Source organism: Filimonas zeae, assembly GCF_014641615.1.
Classification (GTDB): domain Bacteria; phylum Bacteroidota; class Bacteroidia; order Chitinophagales; family Chitinophagaceae; genus Filimonas; species Filimonas zeae.
Genome location: NZ_BMIB01000006.1, coordinates 264,165 through 289,282, shown reverse-complemented (window position 1 = coordinate 289,282; position 25,118 = coordinate 264,165). Strand labels below are relative to the sequence as shown.

25 protein-coding genes are annotated in these 25,118 nt (G+C 45.2%); 15 read left to right on the top strand and 10 right to left on the bottom strand.

The window, feature by feature from the left end; all coding sequences use genetic code 11:
- Positions 1-6 precede the first annotated feature (6 nt).
- Genes IEY13_RS27390 through IEY13_RS27370 form a run of 5 tightly spaced genes read left to right on the top strand, consistent with a single transcriptional unit; the run spans position 7 to position 3,586 of the window.
- Positions 7-621: an acyl carrier protein phosphodiesterase gene (locus tag IEY13_RS27390; RefSeq protein WP_188958514.1), complete on the top strand. Its 615-nt coding sequence runs from the start codon at positions 7-9 to the stop codon at positions 619-621.
- Between the two features lies 1 nt (position 622).
- Complete coding sequence (locus IEY13_RS27385; protein ID WP_229688041.1) at positions 623-1,183, top strand: DUF2911 domain-containing protein; 561 nt, start codon at positions 623-625, stop codon at positions 1,181-1,183.
- Positions 1,184-1,193: 10 nt separating this feature from the next.
- Positions 1,194-2,333 carry a cystathionine gamma-synthase gene (locus tag IEY13_RS27380; RefSeq protein WP_188958512.1) on the top strand — a complete coding sequence of 380 codons (1,140 nt, stop codon included), beginning with the start codon at positions 1,194-1,196 and terminating at the stop codon, positions 2,331-2,333.
- A gap of 2 nt (positions 2,334-2,335) precedes the next feature.
- Positions 2,336-3,112 (top strand): TIGR02757 family protein, encoded by a 777-nt coding sequence (locus tag IEY13_RS27375; protein ID WP_188958509.1) that lies wholly within the window; start codon positions 2,336-2,338, stop codon positions 3,110-3,112.
- A gap of 9 nt (positions 3,113-3,121) precedes the next feature.
- On the top strand, positions 3,122-3,586 hold the full coding sequence (locus IEY13_RS27370; protein ID WP_188958507.1) for a DinB family protein: 465 nt from the start codon (positions 3,122-3,124) through the stop codon (positions 3,584-3,586).
- A 56-nt stretch (positions 3,587-3,642) separates the two neighbouring features.
- On the opposite strand, the gene IEY13_RS27365 is transcribed toward IEY13_RS27370, so the two are convergent.
- Positions 3,643-4,074 (bottom strand): hypothetical protein, encoded by a 432-nt coding sequence (locus IEY13_RS27365; RefSeq protein WP_188958505.1) that lies wholly within the window; start codon positions 4,072-4,074, stop codon positions 3,643-3,645.
- Positions 4,075-4,362: 288 nt separating this feature from the next.
- Between IEY13_RS27365 and IEY13_RS27360 the strand changes: the two genes are divergently transcribed.
- Together IEY13_RS27360 and IEY13_RS27355 are read left to right on the top strand one after the other, a co-directional pair.
- On the top strand, positions 4,363-5,367 hold the full coding sequence (locus IEY13_RS27360; RefSeq protein ID WP_188958504.1) for a fumarylacetoacetate hydrolase family protein: 1,005 nt from the start codon (positions 4,363-4,365) through the stop codon (positions 5,365-5,367).
- A 20-nt stretch (positions 5,368-5,387) separates the two neighbouring features.
- Positions 5,388-6,272 (top strand): flavin reductase family protein, encoded by an 885-nt coding sequence (locus IEY13_RS27355; protein WP_188958502.1) that lies wholly within the window; start codon positions 5,388-5,390, stop codon positions 6,270-6,272.
- A gap of 3 nt (positions 6,273-6,275) precedes the next feature.
- On the opposite strand, the gene IEY13_RS27350 is transcribed toward IEY13_RS27355, so the two are convergent.
- The 4 genes from IEY13_RS27350 to IEY13_RS27335 all read right to left on the bottom strand — a co-directional run bounded on the left by IEY13_RS27350 (position 6,276) and on the right by IEY13_RS27335 (position 11,592).
- On the bottom strand, positions 6,276-7,328 hold the full coding sequence (locus IEY13_RS27350) for a glycosyltransferase family protein (RefSeq protein WP_188958500.1): 1,053 nt from the start codon (positions 7,326-7,328) through the stop codon (positions 6,276-6,278).
- A gap of 10 nt (positions 7,329-7,338) precedes the next feature.
- Positions 7,339-8,238 carry a UDP-2,3-diacylglucosamine diphosphatase gene (locus IEY13_RS27345; RefSeq protein ID WP_188958498.1) on the bottom strand — a complete coding sequence of 300 codons (900 nt, stop codon included), beginning with the start codon at positions 8,236-8,238 and terminating at the stop codon, positions 7,339-7,341.
- 106 nt (positions 8,239-8,344) lie between these two features.
- Positions 8,345-10,567 carry a patatin-like phospholipase family protein gene (locus tag IEY13_RS27340; protein WP_188958496.1) on the bottom strand — a complete coding sequence of 741 codons (2,223 nt, stop codon included), beginning with the start codon at positions 10,565-10,567 and terminating at the stop codon, positions 8,345-8,347.
- Between the two features lie 107 nt (positions 10,568-10,674).
- The gene (locus IEY13_RS27335; protein WP_188958494.1) at positions 10,675-11,592 is read right to left on the bottom strand and encodes a COX15/CtaA family protein; all 918 of its coding nucleotides are present in this window, start codon (positions 11,590-11,592) and stop codon (positions 10,675-10,677) included.
- 65 nt (positions 11,593-11,657) lie between these two features.
- On the opposite strand from IEY13_RS27335, the gene rnhB reads away from it, so the two are divergent.
- Complete coding sequence (gene rnhB / locus IEY13_RS27330; protein WP_188958492.1) at positions 11,658-12,260, top strand: ribonuclease HII; 603 nt, start codon at positions 11,658-11,660, stop codon at positions 12,258-12,260.
- 1 nt (position 12,261) lies between these two features.
- Here rnhB and IEY13_RS27325 read toward each other — a convergent pair whose 3' ends face one another.
- Positions 12,262-12,873, bottom strand: a complete 612-nt coding sequence (locus IEY13_RS27325) for an L-threonylcarbamoyladenylate synthase (protein ID WP_188958490.1) — start codon at positions 12,871-12,873, stop codon at positions 12,262-12,264.
- Between the two features lie 111 nt (positions 12,874-12,984).
- Here IEY13_RS27325 and IEY13_RS27320 point away from each other — a divergent pair, with 111 nt between their 5' ends.
- Positions 12,985-13,872 (top strand): cupin-like domain-containing protein, encoded by an 888-nt coding sequence (locus tag IEY13_RS27320; RefSeq protein WP_188958488.1) that lies wholly within the window; start codon positions 12,985-12,987, stop codon positions 13,870-13,872.
- A gap of 394 nt (positions 13,873-14,266) precedes the next feature.
- Here the strand turns inward: IEY13_RS27320 and IEY13_RS27315 are convergent, their stop codons facing one another.
- Entirely contained in the window at positions 14,267-14,620 is a 354-nt protein-coding gene (locus tag IEY13_RS27315) for a carboxymuconolactone decarboxylase family protein (RefSeq protein WP_188958486.1), read from the bottom strand.
- A gap of 127 nt (positions 14,621-14,747) precedes the next feature.
- On the opposite strand from IEY13_RS27315, the gene gnd reads away from it, so the two are divergent.
- The 3 genes from gnd to pgl all read left to right on the top strand — a co-directional run bounded on the left by gnd (position 14,748) and on the right by pgl (position 18,525).
- Positions 14,748-16,160 (top strand): NADP-dependent phosphogluconate dehydrogenase, encoded by a 1,413-nt coding sequence (gene gnd / locus IEY13_RS27310; protein WP_188958484.1) that lies wholly within the window; start codon positions 14,748-14,750, stop codon positions 16,158-16,160.
- A gap of 19 nt (positions 16,161-16,179) precedes the next feature.
- A complete protein-coding gene (gene zwf, locus IEY13_RS27305; RefSeq protein ID WP_188958482.1) occupies positions 16,180-17,688 on the top strand; it encodes a glucose-6-phosphate dehydrogenase in 1,509 nt (502 codons plus the stop codon).
- 108 nt (positions 17,689-17,796) lie between these two features.
- Positions 17,797-18,525, top strand: a complete 729-nt coding sequence (gene pgl / locus IEY13_RS27300; RefSeq protein WP_188958480.1) for a 6-phosphogluconolactonase — start codon at positions 17,797-17,799, stop codon at positions 18,523-18,525.
- A 63-nt stretch (positions 18,526-18,588) separates the two neighbouring features.
- Here the strand turns inward: pgl and IEY13_RS27295 are convergent, their stop codons facing one another.
- The gene (locus IEY13_RS27295; RefSeq protein WP_188958478.1) at positions 18,589-19,764 is read right to left on the bottom strand and encodes an N-acetylmuramoyl-L-alanine amidase; all 1,176 of its coding nucleotides are present in this window, start codon (positions 19,762-19,764) and stop codon (positions 18,589-18,591) included.
- A gap of 42 nt (positions 19,765-19,806) precedes the next feature.
- Here IEY13_RS27295 and IEY13_RS27290 point away from each other — a divergent pair, with 42 nt between their 5' ends.
- Entirely contained in the window at positions 19,807-20,910 is a 1,104-nt protein-coding gene (locus IEY13_RS27290; protein WP_188958476.1) for an acyl-CoA dehydrogenase family protein, read from the top strand.
- Positions 20,911-20,951: 41 nt separating this feature from the next.
- On the top strand, positions 20,952-21,884 hold the full coding sequence (locus IEY13_RS27285) for a DUF3078 domain-containing protein (protein ID WP_229688040.1): 933 nt from the start codon (positions 20,952-20,954) through the stop codon (positions 21,882-21,884).
- Between the two features lie 82 nt (positions 21,885-21,966).
- On the opposite strand, the gene IEY13_RS27280 is transcribed toward IEY13_RS27285, so the two are convergent.
- Positions 21,967-23,757: an acyl-CoA dehydrogenase FadE gene (locus IEY13_RS27280; RefSeq protein WP_188958474.1), complete on the bottom strand. Its 1,791-nt coding sequence runs from the start codon at positions 23,755-23,757 to the stop codon at positions 21,967-21,969.
- A 25-nt stretch (positions 23,758-23,782) separates the two neighbouring features.
- A complete protein-coding gene (locus IEY13_RS27275; RefSeq protein ID WP_188958472.1) occupies positions 23,783-24,223 on the bottom strand; it encodes a MarR family winged helix-turn-helix transcriptional regulator in 441 nt (146 codons plus the stop codon).
- A 93-nt stretch (positions 24,224-24,316) separates the two neighbouring features.
- Between IEY13_RS27275 and IEY13_RS27270 the strand changes: the two genes are divergently transcribed.
- The gene (locus tag IEY13_RS27270) at positions 24,317-25,117 is read left to right on the top strand and encodes an alpha/beta hydrolase (RefSeq protein WP_188958470.1); all 801 of its coding nucleotides are present in this window, start codon (positions 24,317-24,319) and stop codon (positions 25,115-25,117) included.
- Position 25,118: the final 1 nt, after the last annotated feature.

Below are 25,118 nucleotides of genomic sequence, written 5' to 3'. Positions count from 1 at the left end.
TAGTGTATGAATTACCTGGCGCATGCCTGGTTGTCTTTTAATGACGAGGGAATACTGATGGGCAATATGCTCAGCGACTTTGTAAAAGGCAGGCAGAGATATACTTATAGTGAAGAGGTGCAGAAAGGCATTACGCTGCACAGGGCCATAGATGAATTTACGGATGCGCATGTGTTAACGGCCAGCGCCAAACAGGTATTCCGCCCTTCGCTGGGTTTGTATGCAGGGGCATTTACCGATATTGCATACGACCATTTTCTGGCGAAGGATGCCTCGGAAAATTCTGAGGAAGGCTGGCGCTCTTTTACAGATGGCACATATTCTGCATTAAAGCGTTACGCAGAAGCCCACCCGGTACCGGAGCGGTTTGCCAGAATGCTGCATTATATGAAGGCAGAAAACTGGCTGTTTAATTACCGGCATCGCTGGTGTATTGAAAACTCTTTCCGGGGAATGACCTACCGGGCAAAATTTCTGGAAGAAAGCAACACCATTGCAGCTTATGCAGCCTTTGAGAATAACTATGAGCATCTGCAACAGTGTTATCAGGAGTTTTTTCCGCTTTTAAAGGCCTTTGCGTGGGAACAGTACCTTTATCTTTGCAAAAAAACTGAATTTTAAGATGAGTATGAGATCTTTTCTGGTGTGCTTATTAATTGCATTCTCTTTAGCCGGTGTTGCGCAGCAAAAGCCAACCGATGTAGACAAATCTCCCATGGATGTTAATTACTGGCCGCAGAATTATCCCATTCTTAAAATGAACGGCAAAGCTTCTGACCAGCCGATAGCCAGGGTGTTATATAGCCGCCCCCAGTGTAACGGCCGCCGCATTTTTGGCGAACTGGTACATTACAATGAAATATGGCGTATGGGTGCCAACGAAGCTACTGAGATTGAGTTTTTCAGGAACGTAAAAATCTATGGTAAAACGCTTCCTAAAGGGCGTTATACTTTATACGGCATTTGCAGTGAAAATAAATGGACAGTAGCTTTTAACACGGAAAAGGATTACTGGGGGTTGATTCAAAACCCACGTAAAGATGCTTTACGGGCAGATGCACCTGTGCAGAAGCTGAATGAAGTAATTGAGTTTCTGACTATTTATTTTGAAGACACCAAAGCGGGCGCGAATTTGATTGTGATGTGGGACAACCAGAAAATAAGCTTACCGATAACACTGTAAACAGCGGAATATGAAACTTGCCACTAAGATTATACATGCAGGCGCAGAGCCTGACCCCTCTACCGGTGCGGTAATGACACCTATTTATCAGACTTCTACTTTTGTGCAGGAAGCCCCGGGGCAGCATAAGGGGTATGAATATGCCCGTTCGCAAAATCCCACGCGTTTTGCATTGGAAAGGGCATTTGCTGCCATTGAAAATGCACAGTTTGGGCTGGCTTTCAGCAGTGGTGTGGCTGCTACTGATACCGTAATTAAGCTGTTGCAACCAGGTGATGAAGTAATTGCAGCAAGTGATATGTATGGTGGTACTTACCGCCTGTTTACCAAAGTGTATGAGAAATTTGGTATCCGCTTTCATTATGTAAACATGCAGCAGGCTGAAAATATTGTTCCCTTCGTTAACGGTAATACCAAACTGGTATGGATGGAAACGCCAACCAATCCGTTAATGAATATAGCTGATATAGCCGCTATTGCCCGCATTACAAAGGAGCACAAATTGCTGCTGTGTGTGGATAATACTTTTGCCTCACCCTATTTACAGAATCCGCTGGATTTGGGTGCTGACCTGGTGATGCATTCGGCTACCAAATATCTGGGTGGGCACAGTGATGTGATACAGGGTGCTTTAATGATGAATGATGTAGCCCTGCGTGATCAATTGTATTTTTTACAAAAGAGCTGTGGCGCAGTACCGGGTCCACAGGACTGTTTTCTGGTACTGAGAGGTATAAAAACCCTGCATGTGCGCATGCAACGCCATTGTGAGAATGGAGAAAAGGTAGCCCATTATCTACGTAACCATCCTAAGGTGGGTAAGGTGTACTGGTGTGGTTTTGAAGATCATCCAAACTACGAAATTGCCAAAAGGCAGATGCGTGGTTTTGGGGGCATGCTTAGCTTTACGTTGAAGGATGAAAGTATAGAAGCAGCTAATAAAGTATTAAGCTCTACTACCGTGTTTTCCCTGGCGGAAAGCCTGGGCGGTGTGGAATCGCTGATTAACCATCCGGCCAGTATGACGCATGCATCTATACCCAGGGAAGAACGTTTAAAAAACGGGCTTACCGATTCGCTGATACGTTTAAGTGTAGGTATTGAAGATATAGATGATCTGATTGCTGACCTGAAGCAGGCTATTGGTTAACAATGGAGAAAGCGTTTTCACAGGAAAAACTGCGGGAGTTTTTTAACAGGAAGGTGGAACAGTATAACCAGCCTTCTTTTATTAAAGACGACCCTGTTTGCGTACCACATTTATTTACCCGGAAACAGGATATAGAAATCGCTGCTTTTTTTGCAGCGATTTTTGCATGGGGCAACAGAACCATTATTATTAAAAAATCGAAGGAGCTGATGTTGCTGATGGACAACAGCCCTTATGAATTTTGTCTGAACCCGGGTATAGATGGGTTAAAACGGCTGACTGCTTTTAAACACCGTACTTTTAACGCAACCGATCTGTTGTATTTTGTTGAGTTTTTACAGCATCATTATTCAGCCAACGATAGTCTGGAAAGTGCTTTTACGCGCTGGGGGCCTGACATTGAAGCCATGTTAACCGGCTTTCATCATTACTTTTTTTCACTGGAAGATGCGCCTCCCCGTACGCGCAAGCATATTGCCACTCCTTATAAAGGCAGTAACTGCAAACGGCTGAATATGTTTTTGCGCTGGATGGTGCGGCAGGATAATAACGGAGTTGATTTTGGGTTGTGGCGTAATATTTCTCCTGCAAAGCTGATTTGTCCGGTTGATTTGCATGTGGCCAGGGTGGCCAAAAGGTTTCAACTACTGCAACGGACGGTAATGGACTGGAGAGCGGCATTAGAATTGACGGAGTATTTACGGACACTGGATGCAAACGACCCGGTTAAATACGATTTTGCTTTATTTGGCCTGGGCGTTATTGAGAAATACCAATAACCATATACTATGAGCCTTCTTAACCACATTGCCCAACATGTACTGGATGTGCATAAGGGTGACAACTGGACTGAAGTAAACATTCAAAACACCTTACAGGATGTATCGCTGCGTGAGGCAACTACTGTTACACCCGCCTCTCCCAACACTATAGCCATGCTTTTGCACCATCTTACGTTTTACAACGAGGTGGTGTTACAGCGCCTGCTGGATATTTATACGGCTATACCTCAGAGTAACGGTTTTGATGTGCCGGCCCTGCATTCAGAAGAGGAGTGGCAGCAGCTTCAAAACCGCAACCTGCAATCTGCCCATGCATTGGCAGAAGGAATACTGCAATTTCCTGAACAGCGTTTGTTTGAGCTAACGGCGAGTGGTAAAACCACTTTTTATAAGAACCTGCATGGTATTGCAGAGCATGCCCATTATCATCTGGGGCAGATGGTAATATTGAAGAAGCTGATACGGCAATAAAAAAGCCACGGCTAACCGTGGCTTAGTTCTCAGATCTTATGTAAACTAAAAATCAATTATTGTTTGCTTACCACTACTTCTTCAGTGGTACCGGTAGTTCTGTTTACTGTAAAGCTACGCTCAATTTTCTGATCGCCATTGCTGATGATGAAAACGGGACTCATTTCGTTTTCTTCGTTTAACAGGTGTACTGTTTTGCTGAAGTTGGCGTTGTTAAAGTGGCCACGGTACAGTACGTCGCCCGCTTCGTTTTTAATAGTGAGCGTAAACTTCTGTGCTTCGGGGTTTGCAAATGCAACGCGGAACATTACTGCGTTTTCGCTGGCGCCAGCATATTGTACAGAAACCTGGTTTTCGAAACGGGCTGCTTCTTCCTTATTGTTGTTATTGGCTTTACCGGAGAAGGGACTTGCAACTAACAGTAACATGGCTACTACTACGGCTGCTACTGATTTGGTGATTGTGTTGCGGAATGATTGTGTATTCATGATTTTGTTTGTTTTCAACAGCTGTTTTCCTTTTGGGTAACCTGCTATTTTATTTTCTGATACAAAAGTATATCAGGAAAAAGGGCGCTGCAAGACAGCTTTTGGTGGATTTTATTACGTCTAACAATAGAGATTATTTTAATAACATGATGATTTGCAGTTGCTTAAGAGCGCTGTAATTATGATGACCAAGCCAGATTTTCCCCTTATTTTTGGTCGCGATTTGCATTGGCGCCATATGAACCCTTCCGGATTCGTAACGGCCTTTTATAAACCTAATCTATACAAATGAAACTTGTTTCTTATCTGCAGGATGGTCACGATCACCTGGGGCTGCTGTTAAACGATTATGTATATAACCTTGAAGCGGTACACCCGGAGCTACCCAACAGTATGGGCATGCTGCTGAATTACTGGGAAGACTCTTTTCCGCTATTACAGGACATAGAAAAAAGCATAGAACAAGGCCGTGTGGGTAAAGAAAAGGGACAGCCGCTGGCACAGGTTCAGTTACTGGCTCCGGTGCCTTTTCCTTCCAGCTGCCGTGATGGTTACGCTTTTCGCCAGCATGTGGAAGCGGCCCGCCGTAACCGAAATGTGCCTATGATACCTGAGTTTGATCAGTATCCTATCTTCTATTTTACCAATCACCATTCTATACAGGGGCCAGGCAAAGTACGTTGTATGCCTGACCATTTTGAGAAGCTGGATTTTGAGCTGGAAGTGGCTATTGTTATTTGTAAAGGTGGCCGGAACATCCATGCTGAAGAGGCAGACAGCTATATAGGCGGGCTGATGATTATGAACGATATGAGTGCGCGCCGTTTACAGATGGAGGAAATGCTGCTGAACCTGGGACCTGCAAAGGGAAAAGACTTTTCTACCATTATTGGCCCTGTGCTGGTTACGCTGGACGAGCTGGCAGCTTTTGAAGTGCCTGCCAAAGAGGGGCATACCGGCAAAAACTGGAATTTGCCTATGAAATGTTTTGTGAATGGTGTACAGGTAAGTGATGGCAACGTAAACCAGATGGACTGGACCTTTGCAGAAATTATAGAGCGTTGCAGCTACGGGGTAGACTTACATGCTGGTGATGTTATAGGCAGCGGCACGGTGGGTACCGGTTGTTTTCTGGAACTGAATGGTACCGGTAAACTGAATAATCCTGATTATAAAGAGCAGTGGTTACAGGCTGGTGATGTAGTGGAAATGGAAGTAGGTGCATTGGGCAGGCTTACCAATACCATTGTTGCTGAAGACACTGGTTGGAGCATTCTGAAAAGAAAAAAATAATCACTCCGTAAAACGGTTATATGCTTTTACAGCTTGATACAATGCCAACTGCGGAAAGACATGGTTATCTGCAGTCGGCCATAGCGCCGCGTCCGGTTTGCTTTGCAAGTACTATTGATAAAGAAGGAAATGTAAATCTTAGCCCTTTCAGCTTTTTCAATCTGTTTTCCAGTGCTCCGCCTGTGGTTATTTTTTCTCCCTCACGGCGGGTAAGAGATAATACAGTAAAACATACACTGGAGAACGTACTGGAAGTGCCGGAAGTGGTAATTAATATAGCAGATTATGATATGGTGCAGCAGGTTTCATTAGCCAGCTGTGAATATCCTAAAGGTACCAGTGAGTTTGCCAAAGCAGGCTTTACGCCGGAAAAGGCGCATCGTGTAGCACCTCCATTGGTAAAAGAGAGTAAGATAAAGCTGGAGTGCCGGGTGCTGGAAGTAAAGGCGCTGGGTACAGACGGCGGAGCAGGCAACCTGGTGATTTGTGAGGTGCTGTGTATGCATATTGATGACAGCATTCTGGATGCGAAAGGAGCCATAGACCAATTGAAAATACAGCATATTGCCCGTTTGGGGGGCGATTGGTATTGCGCTGTTAACAGCAGCAATCTGTTTAAGGTAGCAAAGCCTAATACCCAGCTGGGCATTGGTATAGATGCCTTACCGCTGCCAATTAAAAACAGTGCTGTGCTTACCGGAAATGATCTGGGACAACTGGCTAATGTGCATGAAATGCCGGTGGTAAACCCCGCGTATACAGATGACCGGTTGAAGAATATAGTACAGTACTACGCTATTAACCCGGACGATATGGATAAAGAACTGCACTTGTATGCAGCAGAACTATTGCGGGAGGGTAAAGTAGAAGCCGCCTGGCAGGTATTACTGGCAGGCAGCCTGTAAATATCAGTAGGTAGTTGCTGCCCAGTCTTCCGGATTAAGCAGCGAACCGAATCCTTTTTGCTTTTTGAATGCTCTGGCTTTTTCCACCACATGCTGCACCAGCTCATAAGTAGTATGGCTCAGCTGCAGAGCGGCAGGAGCCGGAGCATTTAACCAGTTGTTTACCTTTCCGGCAAATGCATTGTCTATACCTTCTACTACAGGCACATTAAATTTTTCCAGTGCTGCTGCGTTGCACAATTGTTCGTACTGGCCTTTAATAGGCAGGCATAACAGCTTCTTCTGCAGGTATAATGCTTCTGCGGGTGTTTCAAAGCCGGCACCTGTAATTACCCCGTAACTGTTAATCATACTTTCACTGAAGGCTTCGTTGCCAATGGGCAAAAAAGTGATATTGCCCTGCCGGGTTTTTGTTTTCACCTTTTTAGAGAATACTTCAAACCGTACATCTTTTACCTGGCGCAGACTGTTGGCTACTACTTCATCAGAATAGTGAGATAGGTATACCGTTACGTGGCCATAGTTTTCAGGCTGGGCCTGTAACACCTGTTGTTTAATTACCGGAGAGAAGATGAAATTATCGTATCTGTCAAAATGCAGGCCTACATAATCAGCGGCTTTGGCATAATGCTTCAGAATCATTTCACCCACCAGATCTTTACGTTTAGGGCGTGGGGTATTGGCAGACTGAAAGCTTGCCTGGTGCCCGAAATTGATGGAAGGAACTCCTTTTAATTTACAGGCGAGTGAAGTGATGCTTTCAAAGTCGTTAATAACAATATCGTACTTCTCTACCGGAAGGTCTTTTGCTTCTTTCCAGGATCTTACCGGTTTAAAAGCACGCGCCATTTTAAGATAGTCCAGGCCACCATTGTTGCCGTAGAAAAGGCATACGCCTTTGCTTTTATACTTTACAGGCAATGCGGAAGGCAGGTCGCTGTTGGTTCCGCTGAGGAACACATCTACCTGGCCATATTGCTGAAGGTAGGGTACCAGTTCCATTGCTCTTGCAATGTGTCCGTTTCCTGTTGCCTGTACTGCATAAAATATTTTCATAACCGGCGTTTTACAGTGTTTGGTTTATAAAATGAAAGAAAGGGGTAGCTGCCATGGCTACCCTGCTGTTCAGGGCTTCGGGTTGAAACATCATAACTTCTTCAGTAACCACATTTAACTGCGGCAGCTTTTTACTCATTTCCACCACGTTGGATGAATTGAAGTTTTTAGCATCGTACTGATATATGGTCCATTCGTTGTGTGCGTATTCCAGTGCGGTAAGGTTTTCAACCCAATCCCCACTGTTGAGGTAGGTAACACTGCCGTCTTTGGTTTCAATAACCCTTTTCTGAGGCTGGTGAATATGACCACAGATAACGTAGTCGTATTTTTTCTTGATAGCCAGTTCTGCGGCAGTTTGCTCAAAATCGGCAATCCACGACACAGCCTTCTTCACGCTATTCTTTACCTTTTTGCTGAAGCTCATTTTTTCGCGGCCTACCAGTTTCAGCATCCAGTTAATACAACGGTTCAGCAGTATCAGCAGGTCGTAACCATGCCCGCCCAGTTTGGCCAGTATTTTAGCGCTGCCTTTGGTAGTGGCATCAAATACATCGCCATGGAAAATCCAGGTCATTTTACCATTAATTTCCATTACCATTTTATCGGTAAGCTGAAAGTTGCCAATCTGTATGTCGCTGTAACGGCGCATTACTTCATCATGGTTTCCGGTTATATAAATAACACGGGTTCCTTTGCTTAGCAGGCTCATGATTTCTTTAATCACCTGCATATGGGCTACCGGGAAATAGCGTTTGCTGAATTGCCAGCCGTCTATAACATCGCCGTTCAATACCAGAATCTGGGGCTGAATACTTTTGAGATAGTTTACAATTTCCTGTGCGTGGCATCCATACGTACCCAGGTGCATGTCGCTCATTACCACTACATCAACTGGCCTTCTTTCCATTTGGAATTTTGGTTTATCAAAACTCCCTAACAAATGTTATCTGTATATTATTGGGCCATTATTACATTGTAACGCAATTGTAAAGAAATTGTAAAGGAAAACGGGCTTATTGCAGCAGCAGGTTAAAGGCCTCGAACACCTGTTTGTTGGAAGGGCTATTCAATGTTTCTGCAATGTCTTGTTTTTCACTGGCATTGAGGTGAAAGCTAAGAGAGGCATGTGCATCTTTATGTGCAGGAATATACTGAAAGCAAAGCCGGTGAAACTGATCGCCAAAGCTGCTGTACATATATTCCAGCTGATCGTTCTGATAATAATCCTGTAGCCGGAACCAGTTGTTTTGCAGCAGCAGGAAAGGTTTGGTTAAAAAGCTGAGCAGGCTGCTGTTTTCCTTAGGTTCATCCCACTCGCCCTGCTTACGGTCGCGTATCTGAATCAACACCACTTTACTTACGTTTTTCTGTAGCCAGCTATGGAAAGCCTGTACAAAGCGCAGGGAGGTTTCCTGCCCATAGTTATCGCGCAGGCCGGCGTCCATTACATCAATAACCGGCTGTGTAGGCAGCCACACGTTGGGTAATACATAAGGGAAAGTTGCATTCATGCGCAGCGCCGATGTTACCCGCACATTCATCGCTTTCTGGTGGCTGAACAGCGAGTTGAAGTCTATAGCATCTGCATCGCCCTGGGTAACATTGCTGCTATCGGTAACGCCACGCATTAAAAAGCGGGCGGGCCTGGTAGCAATAATCATTTTACGGCCATCGCGGCTGATTACAGAATTAAAAAGCATAGTGGGGATAAGTGCAGTGTCTTCCGGCAGCAGATAATCGCCTACCGGTTTGTTCAGCAGCCCATGTGTGTTTTCGTTCAGTTTTCGTTCAAAGGCATATCCGCGGTCTTTTATATAAGCATTACTGTCGAGTGTAAATTTTTTAGCGGGTCCAATAAGGTCGCGGGAAATAAAGGAAGAAAACAGTGGGTTCAGCAAGTCTTTAGATATATCATCTACCCAGGTTTTGCTTTGCAGGCTGCTGATGCGGCCCAGTTTTTTCTGCAGGTATAGTTCTCTGAAATAAGCTGCACCCAGCATGCCCCCGGAGGCGCCGCTTATCAGTACTGTTTGCTGCATCAGTTTGCCTTGTGCTATACTGTCCAGCCGTTGCAGCACATTCATAGTAAAAGTAGCGCTGCGGGTACCGCCGCCGCTAACGTTAATAAGAAACATTGTGGGCTTTTCTTTTTGCTGTTTACTTTTCCAGTGTTCCAGGCGTTGCAGAAACTGTGCTTTATCTGCTGCTTCATTTTCGGGAGAGGCCATTGCCTGTACGGTTTCCCGGTTGTACAGCGGGCGCATAACAGAACTGTTATAATTAAGGCCGTATGCTTTATTACGCAGATCAATAATATCGTTCTGGTACATCCAGTTTACGCCCAGATACAATACCACTACCAGCGGGATGGTCCAGCTATGTAAAAAGGAAGATAGCGCCCCCGCCACCCCTATCAAAATGGCAAATAACAGGGTAATACTGGCGGCGGCAGGTGCCTGAAAAATGGAGTTATCAGACAGGAAACCTATGCCTACCAATAAAATAAAAGCCAGCAGAATTGCGATAACAGCGGAGAAGTGGTGGCGTTTGAAAATAAGATCCAGAAACTCCTGCGGATAGTGCCTTACATCGCGGGGTTTGCGCAGGTGCAGTGTGGCGCTCAGAAACCATTCCACACGCAGGTCTTTTTTCTCTGCGGGCAGCGGCTTGCGCTTTAGTGCTTTCTGATAATTTTTATGTGCATCGGTTATTACCGAGGCCATGCTTCTGTAAATAGTTTTATCTGCGCCAAAGAAATACACAAAACAAATAATCAACGCCAATACAAAGCCTCCGGCAAATCCACCCGTGAGCAGGAAAATATTCTTTACCGAGTTCAGTTCGCGGTAGCGTTCATATTCTATGGCATGGTGTAAATAGAAGGCCAGGAATAGAATGGGGATGATAGCGTTGTTAATGCAGTACTTAAGAAAAGGCTGGGCGGTGGTGGCCAGAAAACGGATGTTTTTGCTGTGCAGTATAAATGTGGTGATGTTCCAGCTCATGATAAACGTGCCTATAGTAAAACCCACTATAGCCGTTCCGAGAGCGCTTACCTCGCCCAGATATTCCGGCGCCAGATAAAGGGCGTTGGCACCATATGCTTCCATAAAATGACCGGCCACTGTTGCAAACAGTACATACCAAAATATCAGAAACACCTGATAACGCCTGAAATGCAGCAGAAATAGTTGCACCGGCAATGAATAAAAAATGCCCGCCAGGTACTTTTTCATATCCTCTCTTTAAATGACAAACCGGCCTAAAACCTTCAGGTTCTTTTCCCGTACAATGTACATTTAAATTACGAAAACCTGGTATTAAACCGCACCTGTTTGGGGTGCTATTTCACCCTTAATAACAGGGCATATACCAGTACAAACAGCAGGCTGGATGAGAGCAGATGCAGCGGTTGCGCTATAGCAGGAACATTGAGATAATTCATACCCAGCCCCAGCAAAAGCGTTAGAAGCACTACTACAAAAGTCCATGCGCCTAAGCCTGCCAGTTCTTTATGGGGTAAAGCACGCCAGAAGAGGGCCACACAGCCTATAGCTGCTACCCAGGCAAAGGCTTTGTGCAGGGTAAAAAAGAAATCCAGCCGGCCAATCCATAATTCCCGTTGCAGGTAGTTTAACGAGCGGGATATTTCATCAATCTGCTCTCTTACCTCAGTACCCAGTACAATCTGCACCAGTAATAGCAGCAGCGTAATCAACGCCAGCCATTTGGTGCCTTTGTCCTGTACGGGTGTAATTGCTTTCAGCTTGCGGAGTATGATTACCGGTACAATGGCAATTACCAGCGCTACCAGCATGTGGGTGGTTATTTTTACCACGGCCAAATTAGCATCTACTATTCGTTTACCTAACCAACCCTGTATACCGGTGGCGAGCAGTAGCAAAAACGACAGCCAGAAGATAACGGGTTTGGTTTTAATGAATTTGCGGTAACTCCAGATGACGTGTATCAGAATCCAGATGCCCAGCAGCGCACCGAGCAGGCGGTTGATATATTCGGTCCAGGTATGTTGTGCATTAAAGGTGTGGTCAATATCCTGCTGGCGCAGGTATTTTTCGTAATCAGCCGGTAACTGGCTGGCATCGGTAGGCGGAATCCAGCTGCCAAAACAACGCGGCCAATCGGGGCAGCCCATACCACTCTGCGTCATACGTACTATACCACCTGCTGCAATTACTACAAAAACAAATACCAGTACAAATCTTGTGTATCTTATGTATGCGCTGTTAGAACTGCTCATCGTCGTCTTGTTTTTAGCGCTGCAAAGGTAACCTATGATAATTAATATACACTTATCTTTACGGTATGCTCGCAGGGTATTATCAGGATAAGACGATTGAAGCCGGGTGTGATGAAGCCGGCCGGGGATGTTATGCAGGTCCTGTGTTTGCGGCTGCTGTAATTTTACCGGCTCAGTTTTCGCATCCGCTGCTGAACGACAGCAAGCAGATGAAAGAAGCGGAGCGCGATGCGATGCGATCTTATATTGAAGAACATGCCATCAGCTACGCGGTGGCTATGGTAGCAGAGGAAGAAATTGACCGCATTAATATTCTAAAAGCTTCTTTTAAGGCTATGCATCTGGCCATTGATCAGCTGAAAGTAATTCCTGAATTGCTGCTGATAGATGGAAACCGGTTTACGCCTTACCCTGATATCCGCCACCAGTGTATTATTAAAGGCGATGCTACCTATGCCAGTATTGCGGCCGCCAGTGTGCTGGCCAAAACTTACCGGGATGCTTATATGAAGCAGTTGCACGACGAGTTTCCGCATTATAACTGGGCGCAGAATAAAGGGTATGGCACCCAGGCGCACCGGAATGCCATTGACCAGCACGGACTTTGCCGGTATCACCGCAGGAGTTTTAATATTGCGTCTACACAGCTTTCTATATTGGAGGATTAATCTATTCTTCTTTCCATTCCCCCAGGCCTTTCCGGGTAACCACCGGCTCGTCACCTGTGCAGTCTACCACCGTAGAAGGAATCATTCCCCCTGTTCCACCATCAATTACAATATCTGCCAGTTTACTGAAATTGCGGTAAATGAGTTCGGGATCTGTATATTCTTCTACCATGTCGCCTGGTAGCGATGCGGACAAAATAGGATTGCCCAGTTGCTGAATAATGGTGCGGGCAATGTTATTGTCCGGAACACGGAGGCCTACTGTGCTTTTTTTGCTTTGCAGTATTTTAGGTACCTCTTTACTGGCAGGCAGGATAAAAGTATACGGGCCGGGCAGGTAGCTTTTTAATATCCGGTACAGCGGTGTGGAAATGCTTTTGGTGTAACGGCTCAGATCGCTGAGGTCGTAACAGATAAAGCTGAGGTTGGCTTTCTGCGGGTCAATCTGTTTTATTCTGCACACCCTTTCAATGGCCTTGTGCTGAGAAATGTCGCATCCCAAACCGTAAATGGTATCGGTAGGGTAAATAATAACGCCGCCGTCGCGCAGGCATTCAACAATGGTTTTGATGTGTCTGGGCTGGGGATCTGCCGGATGAATTTCTAAAAGCATATGGAAAGATAGGTTTTAGTTACCAACTATTGGTTTACAGGAAGTGTGCCGGATGAATTGTTTACCGTGAATAAATCCCAAATATTAATTTTGCATGCAAACACTCTTGTCATGCTACTACGTTCTGTTGATTTAGTGGATAATATTTCAGCGGAAGCGTTCAGAACCAACTATTTTGAACCGCAGATACCCGTTGTAATCAGAAACTTATCTAAACAATGGCCAGCTTATCAAAAATGGACATGGGATTACTTTAAGGAGATTGTGGGGGATAAGAAAGTAGGGATTTATAATAATGTAAAAAGCGATGCTTACACGCCTATTAACACCGCAGACGACTACACTACTTTTGGAAAGTATGTAGACAAAATTCATGAACACCCCGATAAAGAGGCTGCCTGGAGAATTTTTCTGTTCAACATTTTTAATCATGCGCCGCAGCTTACCAACGATTTTACCTGGCCAGACCATTTAATGAAAGGCTTTGTAAAAAGGGTGCCTATGTTGTTTGTGGGTGGTAAGGGCTCTATTACTCATATGCACTTTGATATTGATTTAAGCCATATTATTCACACACAGTTTGCGGGCCGGAAGAAGGTGCTGTTGTTTCCTTATAAAGAGCAGCATAAACTGTATCGCCGTCCTTTTGAAGTGCTGAGTATGGCCGATTTCAGCAACTATTACGATGCGGATAAGAGCAAGCTGAATACCCGGGACTTTCCGGCTATTCAATTTGCAAAGGGGTATGAGGTTACGCTGGAGCATGGTGATACCTTGTTTATGCCGGGTGGCTACTGGCATCATATGGAATATCTGGATAATGGTTTTGCCATGAGCCTCCGTGCTTTAAACAGCTCTATGAGTGGAAAGCTGAAGGGCGTATGGAACCTGGTGGGTATGCGTAATATAGATACGCTGATGAAGAAAGCCATGCCTATGCAATGGTACGAATGGAAGAAGAATAAGATTTATGAACTGGCAGAAAAGGAGATGCATTAACTAAAATAATAACGGCGACTGAAAAGTCGCCGTAGTTGTGTCAGCATATAACCCCCAATGAAAATCGTTTATCGTAAAGCAGGCATCGTTCTGATTTCGGATTCAAAGATGGCACAACTACGGCGGGGAAAAAACGGAATTTACCACCAATAGTACCGTGATTTTTCACGGGAGAATTCCGATGAAAATTTGTAGCTACTGCAAGTTGAGAATTGTGTGGTATAAAAAGCCACCTACTTTGCTGGTAAGTGGTTGATTGTAATTTATTTATATGCTCAGTCACTTCCGGGCAAACCAGTGTTATCCGGCCTTATAATGGAACAGATAATATCAGGTGTGCAAAGATGTTGGTTATTATCCTACCTGTTTACAGGGTATTTAAAAAAAATAACCATTATTCTTCCGGGCTGCCCTGTAATTCTTCCCAATATTCCGCAGCTCTTCTGGTATGTGGCACTACAATGGTTCCGCCCACAATATTAGCTACCGCAAAAATTTCATATACTTCTTTAGTGGTTACACCCAATTCGTGGTTTTTGCCCAGGTGGTATTTAATACAATCATCACAACGCAGCACCATACTGGCTACCAGACCCAGCATTTCCTTGGTTTTTTTATCCAGTGCACCATCTTCGTAGGTATTGGTATCAAGGTTCCACAGGCGTTTCATCACCAGGTTATCCTTACTTAATATTACCTCGTTCATCTTAGCGCGGTAATCGTTAAATTCCTCTACCAGTTTACTCATTGTATTATTATTTTACTGTAAAAGTAACGTCTTCATTCTGTCAATTTTACCATTTAACCTATCCTTTATACAACTGATTATCGTTGCATATGGTTAAATTGCGTAGTAAATTGACAAACTATACACCATGGAGAATAAATATGACTTCGGGATGATAGGTCTTGGAGTAATGGGCAGGAACCTGTTACTGAACATGGCTGATCATGGATTTAGTGTGATTGGATTTGATAAGGATGCACAGAAAACGGGCTCGCTGGAAGCAGCTGCTACTGCCGGTACGGTGGTAAAAGGCGTAGGCAGCCTGGAAAGTATGGTGCAGCAATTACAAACACCGCGTAAAGTAATGATGCTGGTGCCTGCCGGCAAACCGGTGGATGATGTAATTGAAAGCCTGCTGCCGCTGGTGGAAAAGGGTGATGTAATTATTGATGGCGGTAACTCGCATTATTCAGACACGCTGCGTCGTGTAAAATACCTGGAAGAAAAAGGTGTTCATTTTATGGGCATGGGCGTATCGGGTGGCGAACATGGCGCCCGCACCGGCCCCAGCATTATGCCGGGTGGCGATGAAAAAGCCTATCAGCATGTAAAACCTTTACTGGAGGCTATTGCCGCTAAAGTAAACAACGAACCTTGTACTGCCTATATGGGTAAAGATGCGGCAGGACACTATGTGAAGATGGTGCATAACGGTATTGAATACGCCATTATGCAGCTGATAAGCGAAGTATACGACCTGTTGCACAAAGGTGCAGGTTTAAACAACGATGAGTTATATGAGGTATTTAAACAATGGAATGAAGGCGATCTGCAATCGTTTCTGATTGAAATTACCCGCGATATATTTCTGCAGAAAGATGATGCTACCAACAACAGGTTGTTGGATATGATTCTGGACAAAGCCGGTTCTAAAGGTACCGGTAAATGGACCTCGCAGGATGCTATGGAATTGCCTGTGGCGGTACCTACTATTGATACGGCTGTGGCTATGCGTACTATTTCCGGCTATAAGGCGGAGCGTGTAGAGGCTGCTAAACTGTATAACACTGCTGTGAAGCCTTTCTCCGGCGAGAAGCAGGTGTTGATTCAGCAGGCGGGAGAAGCGCTGTATACGGCTATTATTCTATGTTACGCACAGGGGCTGGCTATGTTGTTCCAGGCTTCGCGCGAACTGAAGATGGATATTCCATTACAGGATGTGGTTAAGTCGTGGAGAGGCGGTTGTATTATCCGCTCTACCCTGTTGCAGGATTTTTATAAGGCTTACAACAGCAATCCGCAACTGGCGAACATTCTGCTGGATGGTCCGCTGGCTGCTATTGTGCAGCAGAAGCAAGCCAGCCTGCGTGGCGTAATTATTACTGCTGTTCAGCAGCAGGTACCTGTTGGCGGTTTAATGAGTGCGCTGGCTTACTTTGATGCTTACAGCACAGAAAGAATGGCCACGAATATGATACAGGCGCAGCGCGATTACTTTGGTGCACATACGTACCAGCGTATTGATAAAGAAGGTAGTTTTCACACCGAATGGGGTGCATAATCTTTAAAACAAGCATAACATGTCAGAATCAACAATAAAACCACCAGCCTCCATCCTCTTTATTTTTGGTGGCAGTGGCGACCTGAATCAGCGTAAGCTGACACCCGCTTTATACAACCTGTTTATTGATAACTGGATGCCGGAAAAATTTGCAGTGATAGGCCTGGGCCGTACTGCTTATTCCGATGATAAATTCAGAACGCACCTGTTGGAAGGTATTCAGGAGTTCTCCCGCCGTAAGGGGGAGGAAAAAGCATGGGGAGATTTTTCTCAGCACGTGCAATACCTGCAGATGGATGCGGGTGACCCTGAAGCTTACCATACCATGACCGAGGTGGTTAAACAGTATGAAGCGGAATGGGGTGTGCATGCAACTGTAATTTTCTACCTGGCAGTAGCTCCTCAGCTGGTGCCTGATATTGCTACCAAACTAGGCGGTTTAAAATGGTGTAAAGACACACAAACTGTACGTATTGTAGTAGAAAAGCCATTTGGACACGACCTGAAAAGTGCGCGGGAATTGAACAACCTGCTGAACAACATTTTTACAGAAGATCAGATTTACCGTATAGATCACTACCTGGGTAAGGAAACCGTACAGAACATTCTGGCCCTTCGTTTTGCCAATGCGTTGTTTGAACCTATCTGGAACCGCAATTATATTGACCATATTCAGATTACTGCTGCGGAAACCGTAGGGGTGGAAGATCGTGGTGGGTATTACGAGCAATCCGGTGCCTTGCGCGATATGGTGCAGAACCATATTCTGCAGTTGCTGTGTATGATTGCTATGGAAGCCCCTGTATCTTTTGATGCCAACGAAATCCGTAATAAGAAAACGGATGTGTTAAACGCCATCAGACCCATTAGCAGAGAGCAGGTACACGAGTACGCTGTTCGTGGCCAGTATAACAGTGGCTGGATGAAGGGCAATAAAGTGAAAGCCTATCGTGAGGAGAAGAATGTAGATTCTAAATCTCCGGTAGAAACTTTTGCGGCTGCCAAGTTTTTTATTGATAACTGGCGCTGGCAGGGTGTACCTATTTACGTGCGTACCGGCAAGTTTATGCACCAGAAAACAACCATTATTTCTATTGAATTTAAGCAGGCTCCGCACTATGCGTTTCCACAGGAAGCAGCTGAAACCTGGCGTCCCAACCGTTTAACCATCAGCATTCAGCCTGAAATGGATATCCGGTTACGTTTTCAGGCCAAGCGCCCCGGCCAGTCTATGCAGCTGAATCCTGTTGATATGATATTCAGCTACAAAGATGCGTATGACGGACATGAGCCGGAAGCATACGAAACTTTATTGCTGGATGTAATGGAGGGTAACGCTACCCAGTTTATGCGTGCCGACCAGGTAGAAGCTGGCTGGAAGGTAGTAATGCCTATTATTGAAGCATGGGAAGCAAGGCCACCTGTTGATTTTCCAAACTATGCACCGGATAGCTGGGGGCCGGAAGATGCCGAAGCGCTGATTGCCAGAGACGGGCATAACTGGGTATCGCTGCCGGTAAAATCGTAATAACTGAATTTGTTCTGATGGCCGGTAACTTTTCTGCTTTAGCAGTATAACAGGTTTTCTGTACTGCGGGCAGCTGGTAACCGGCTATCTTATTTTAAATACTACTGTATGCAATTGCACATTGCGGATAACATGGAAGAACTGAGTACCAGCGTTGCCAACTGGCTGGTACAGTATATTGGTCAGGTACTGGAAAAGCAGGACCGCTTTACTATTGCCTTATCGGGCGGAAGCACGCCTAAAAAGCTGCATGAGTTACTGATAACAGAGGCATACCGCGATAAAATTGACTGGAGCAAGCTGCATATATTCTGGGGTGATGAGCGTTATGTGCCCATTGACAATGAACTGAGCAATGCTAAAATGGCTTATGATACGTTGTTGAATCATGTCCCTGTGCCGGCAGAACAGATTCATATTATGCGTACCGATCTGGAGCCGGAAGCATCAGCAGCGGCGTATGAAAGTATTCTGCACGCTTATTTTGATAATACACCTACCACCTTTGATCTGGTATTACTGGGCATGGGTGATGATGGGCATACATTGTCGTTATTTCCTGGTAAAACAGAAGTGATACATGAGCAGCAACGCTGGGCTACTTCGCTGTGGCTGGAGTCGCAAAACATGTATCGTATTACACTTACTGCTCCGGTGGTAAATAAATCGGCAGCGGTTGCTTTTCTGGCAGCGGGTGCTAATAAGGCAGTGGTATTGAAAGAGGTGATAACAGGGGCTCATCAGCCTGATGTGTATCCTTCGCAGGTGATAAGACCTGAAAAAGGTCATCTGATGTGGTTTGTGGATAAAGCTGCTGCAGGCGGCATTTCTGAATAGGTTATCAAAGCAGGCATTACAGACTGTGCTTTGCAAGTTCAGTCTGCAATGCCTGCAATTAAGTTAATTCATACCCGCCAGCCAGTTTTGCAGACCTCTCTGAATACGTGCAGCTACTTTAGCACGGAATGCAGGATCTAATATCATTTTCTCTTCCTCTTTGTTGCTAAGGAATGCAACTTCTACCAGGGCATTGGGATATTCTATGGGACCGCTTAGGGCAAAATTGAAATTGCCAACATTGCCATACTCCTCCAGTCCCAGGCTCAGCATTTGTTTTAATATAGCCTGGGTTAGTGGGCGAAAGCCTATATACCTGTAAAAGGTACCTGTACCACGAACAGTATCTATGTTGGAAGAGTTGAAGTGAAGGCTTATCAGCACGTCGGGCTCAAAGCGTAGCAGCGCTTCTATTCGTTCCGGCATACCAATAGTTGTGTCTTTGGTGCGTGTCATATAGATATCTTTCACTCCGGATTCCCGTAGTGTGCTTTCCAACTGGCGTGCAAAAAGCAGTGTAAGGTTTTTTTCCAGCTGGCGGCTTTTAACACCTTCTGCTCCGGAGTTGCTGCCACCATGGCCTGCATCAATAGCTACACGCAGATTGCGTAACGTTAATGGGTAAGGCTGGCGCTTTACACGAATTACCAGTCTGGTTGATGCACTATCGTAATAAATATGATGCCCCCAATGCTGGGTATGTTTCAGTTCTATAATGGTACGGAATACATCATCTTCTGTTTGCTCATAATACACGTTTTTAATTTCCGTGGCGGAGGTAAGCTGTGTAATCCAGTTGGTATTGCTGGTAGCGCCATAAATATCTACTGCTATGCGTGAGGGACTTATTTGCTGAATACTTTTATAAGGCAGCTTCTGATCCAGATTTATTTTTACATAATCATACGCCGAATCGCCATATACCTGAAAGTTTTGGGTAAGGTAGTAAGGGCGTAAAGCTATCAATGAATCAAACTTAACGGCAGTTTTGGGCATAAAAGCATAGTGTCTTTCTGAAAGCCGTACTTTATAATCATCCTTCAGGCTGTCTACCACACATACCACCACGTTAGTATCTATGTAGGTCATTTTAGCGCCACCCAGCCTGTCATCACCAGGGCCATATTCTATATAGGGTAGTTTGCCGGTAGTGCGGCCCATACGGAAGGCCTGTAAAGAAGATTGTGCCTGTAAAAATGTTGTGCTGATAAGAAGGGATAGAATCAGTGTTGTTTTCATGAAATGAAGTTAAGTAAACCCACACAATTTACCTTTGCGCGCATGGATACATTACCTGAACATCCTTCCGCTATACTGTTGCCGGAGTTGGCTGAACTGATAAGAAGGGAAGCAACGCAGGCAGAACAGGAAGGAGCGCTTACGAATAAACAAATAGCACTTGCTATACAACAGCAGTGGTTTACCATGCTGGTGCCGCAAGCATATGGTGGTTTAGAGAAGGCATTGCCCGATGTGGTTCGGTTGGAAGAAGCCATTGCATGGGCAGATGGTAGCACGGGATGGGTGGTAACCCTGTGTGCAGGTGCGGGATGGTTTGGTGGTTTTATGCAGGAAGGTTTTGCTACGGCTATATTTAAAGATAAAAATTCCTGCCTGGCTGGTAGTGGCGCAGCTTCTGGCACTGCTGAAATAACAGATGGCGGTTATCGCATTTCCGGTAAATGGTGGCATGCCAGTGGTGCCCCACATAACACCGTGTTTACCGCCAATTGCCGGCTGCATAAAAATGGAGTAGCTGTTATGGATGAAGAGGGACAGCCTGTAATACGGGCATTTGCTTTTTTACGCCAGGAAGTTTGTATAACACCCACCTGGCATTCGCTGGGGTTGGTGGCAACTGCCAGCCATGCATTTGAGGTTACTGATTTAATAGTATCAGCGGAAAGGATGTTTGTAATAGATAAAGATGTAACGGTTACTCCGGGTGCTTTGTATCAGTATCCTTTTTTACAACTTGCAGAAGTAACACTGGCTGCTAACCTATGCGGAATGGCACTGCATTTTCTGGAAGAAGCTGAACAGCTTACCCATCCAAAAGAAAAAGAAATACCAGCGGTGGTGCTGCAGGTACTGGACAAAGAAACTGCTGCACTGGACGAAGCCAGAAAACTGTTTTACAGTGTATTAGATGCCTCCTGGCAACAACAGCTGCAAGCAGATACTGTACAGAATGAGCTGCTGTTACAGGTAAGTGAAGCGGCCAGAGCATTGGCATTGCAAAGCCGTATGGCGGTTGATCTGGTATACCCCTGGTGTGGCCTGGCGGCTGCGGATAAACGTAGTGTTATTAACCAGGTATGGCGTGATATTCATACGGCCAGTCAACACAACCTGCTGTTATACCCCCGTACCACTTCGGCGTAAGTTATTTTTACTATATATTGCCGCCTGAAAAAATCCGTAATATGATGAAGCACCTACTGCTTATTGGCGTTATCATTACTTCTGCTGCGGGACTACATGCACAGGATAAGACTATACAGAACCTGCAAACTGAAGGTTCTAAAAATATTAAGAAGGATGCGGCTGATACCGCTAAGAAAACCTGGAAAACAGGCGGCCTTTTCAGTATCAATGCCTCCCAGGCTTCGTTAAGTAACTGGAGTGCGGGTGGTGATGATTTTTCTATGGCGTTAACTGCCTATTTGAATGGCTATGCTTTTTACAAACACGGCAAGCACTATTGGGATAACACGCTGGACATAAACTTTGGTTATGTAAATACCACCAGCCTTGGTGCCAGGAAGAATGATGACCGGGTAGACTATTTAACCAAGTACGGATATGAGCTGAATTCAAAGCTGAGCCTGGCTACGTTGTTTAACTTCAGAACCCAGATGCTGCGTGGTTATACCTATGATAAAGATGTTAAAACCTTTGCGTCCACTTTCCTGGCTCCGGCTTATGTAACACTCAGCTTAGGTATTGACTATAGGCCGGTAAAGAACCTGTCTATTTTTGTTTCTCCTGTTTCTTCACGCTGGATAATAGTGAAAGATGATTCTTTATCTGCCAGAGGCATATATGGTGTAGATACTGGTAAGCATAGCATTAATGAAATGGGTGCTTATGTAACGGTAAACTACTCAGCCAAACTAAACGATATTGTTACGTACAAAGGTCGTCTGGATTTGTTCTCTAACTATAAGCACAACCCACAGAATGTGGATTTGTATATGACCAACCTGTTTGCTGTAAAGCTGTCAAGGGTTTTATCTGCTACCTGGAGCCTGGATTTGATTTATGATGATGATACCAAACTGTTTGGTCCTGATAAGAATTCTGCAGGCCTTCAAATGAAGTCTGTGATTGGTGCAGGGTTACTTGTGAAGTTCTAATGTGTCGGAAGTATAAAACAGAAAAGAGGGTGTATCGGACTTATGATACACCCTCTTTTCTGTTTTATGTATTTCTTATGTGCTAAAAAGCGTATTTCTGTTCTGCTATCAGCTTATCGGCAATACGTCTGCGTGCTGCTTTGGTATTGAACGATTCTACTTTGGTAAAGCGCTTCAAACCGATATGCATCATACGCAGCTCATCTCCTTCTGCAAAGCTGTTCAGTGCATCTTTACCTGCTTTGTTAATGCGGTCAGCAGCATCGTAAATATAGGTTTGTACTATATCGTTGATTAAGGCAGTACTTTCTACACCGGATTTGTCTGTTATTTTAATCAGGCGCAGTAAGGCGCTTTCTGCGTGGTAGGTTTCAATAACCATATCCGCAATGTTCATCAGCAGTTCCTGCTCTTTATCAAGGTTCATCATCAGTTTCTGAACAGCAGCGCCTGCTACCAGTAAGATGGATTTTTTAAAGTTGGCAATATACTTTTTCTCTTTGCTGAAGGCTTCTTCATCGCTGCTGCCAAAATCAGGAATACTCATCAGTTCTTTCGCCACGGCCATAGCGGGGCCCATCAGGTCCAGCTTGCCTTTCATGGCGCGTTTCAGCGTCATATCCAGCGTTAACAGGCGGTTGATTTCGTTGGTACCCTCGTAAATACGGTTGATACGGCTGTCGCGGTAGCTTTTACTGATGGTATATTCATCGCTGAATCCGTTACCGCCATGTACCTGTACGCCTTCATCTACTACAAAATCCAGGGTTTCGCTGCCGAATACTTTTAAGATAGCGCATTCGATAGCAAACTCTTCGGCGGCACCCAGTAAAGCTTTGTCGAACGTGGCACCGGAGGCAATCAGTTCATGTTCTTTGGCGTCAATCCATTTAGCTGCCCGGTACAAACCGCTTTCCTGCACCCATATTTTTATGGCCATTTCGGCCAGTTTGTGTTTAATTGCACCAAAGTTGGCAATAGGCTGTTTAAACTGCTCGCGGGTTACGGCATACTGAATAGAAGTGGTAGCGGCTTCTTTGGCGCCACCCAGTGCCGCAGCATCCAGCTTTAAGCGGCCAATATTGAGAATGTTGAAGGCGATGATATGCCCGCGGCCAATTTCACCCAGTACGTTTTCTACAGGCACTTTACAGTCCTGGAAATACAGCTGCACGGTAGAAGAGCCTTTGATACCCATTTTATGTTCTTCGGGGCCTTGTGTAAACCCTTCAAATCCTCTTTCTACAATAAAGCCGGTAAACTGATCGCCTATTTTAGCAAACACGGTATATACATCTGCAAAGCCACCATTGGTAATCCAGCATTTCTGGCCGTTTAACAGGTAGTGTTTGCCATCTGCACTCAGGGTAGCGGTTGTTTTGGCACCCAGGGCATCACTGCCGCTGTTAGGCTCTGTTAAACCATAAGCCCCCTTCCACTCGCCACTGGCCAGTTTGGGTATATATTTTTGTTTCTGTTCTTCTGTTCCAAAGTATAAAATGGGCAGCGAGCCAATACCGGTATGGGCAGCAATGGCTACGGAAAAAGAATGCCCGGCACCAAGGCCTTCGTTTACAATAGTGGCGGTAATAAAATCTTTACCTAAACCACCATAGGCTTCCGGAAAGGCGGTGGAAAGCAGCCCCTGCTCGCCGGCTTTTTCCAGCAGGGAAGACATCAGGCCTTCTTCCTGTTTTTCAATCCTTTCAGACACAGGCAGCACCTCCGTTTTCAGAAACTGGTGGCACATGTCCATAATCATGCGCTCCTCTTCATTAAAGTCTTCCGGGGTAAACGTATCAAACGGGTTGCTTTCTTTAATCAGCCATTCCCCGCCTGCCAAAGCTTTTTGTTGAGATGTTTCTGTGCTCATAGTATGATAGTTTATTGGGATTTATCTATTTAAGATTATCATAAACCTGTTGTAATACCTTTTTAGTCACTTCAATATCTGCTTTACTCACTTCTACCAAAGCTTCTTCCATGGTTTGGTTGGCCAGCTGAATAGTAGTGTCCTGCAAATCGCGCGCAGTATCGGTAAGAAATACCCTGTTAATGCGGCGGTCTTCTTTAGAAGCCACCCGCTTTACCAGATGCTGCCTTTCCAGATTGTCCAGCAAACGGGTAATACTGGGTTTATCCCGGAAAGTACGGTTGCACAACTCCTGCTGGCTAAGGCCATCTTCTTTCCACAGATGGTACAGTATGCTCCATTGCTCTATCGTTATTTCCAACCCTGCCTGCCGGAAGTTTTTCTGCAGGCGGCGGGCCACCGCAATAGATGCCATACCGGTAATTACACTATACAGTTCGCCTCTTTTAAATTGGTTACCGGTCATAATAGTTAGTTATGCAACTAATTCAAAGTTGGTTTGTTTTATTTAAAACTCCAACTATTGTTGCCTTAAAATTTTGTGTAAGATTGCGCCCTTATGGAGCTGTTTATTCAATACCGCCAGTCGCGTATTTTTTGCCGTAAAATGGGTACGGGGCCGGAGTTGGTATTCTGTTTTCATGGTTACGGCGAGTGCTGCGATACTTTTAACGCATTGGCAGCCAGCCTGGAGCATACGCATACAGTGTATGCTTTTGACCTGCCTTTGCATGGTAAAACCATATGGAACGAGGGGCCTACCTGTACGCCCGGTATGTGGCAGGAAATATTACAGCAATGCAATCCCGACCAGCGGCCGGTTACTTTGCTGGGCTACAGCATTGGGGGGCGTATTGCACTGTCTATGTACCAGCGGTATGCCAGCAGCTATAAAAAGCTGGTACTGATAGCGCCAGACGGGCTGCACGTAAACTTCTGGTATTGGTTTAGTACACAAACGCGCGTAGGCAACCGCATTTTTAAACATACTGTGGAAAAGCCGGGCTGGATTTTTGCGCTGGTGGGTATAGCCTATAAAACAAGGCTGGTGAATAAAGCAATGTATAAAATAGCACACCATTACATAGATGATGCAGACCAGCGTAAGCACCTGTATGCCAGGTGGACGGTGTTGCGCCGCTTTACACCCCGGCTTAGTATTATACAGGCTGCTATACAAGCCAGAGGTACTGCCGTGCGTATGTTGTTTGGCAAGTATGATAATGTTATCCCCAGCCGCAACGGCTATAAATTTGCTGCCCCCATACCGGAGCAGGCCATAATGGAAGTTGCCGTGGCGGGGCATCAGTTATTAAAAGACAAACACCTGCCTTTGATAACCAGGCTGGTTGTTGAATAAT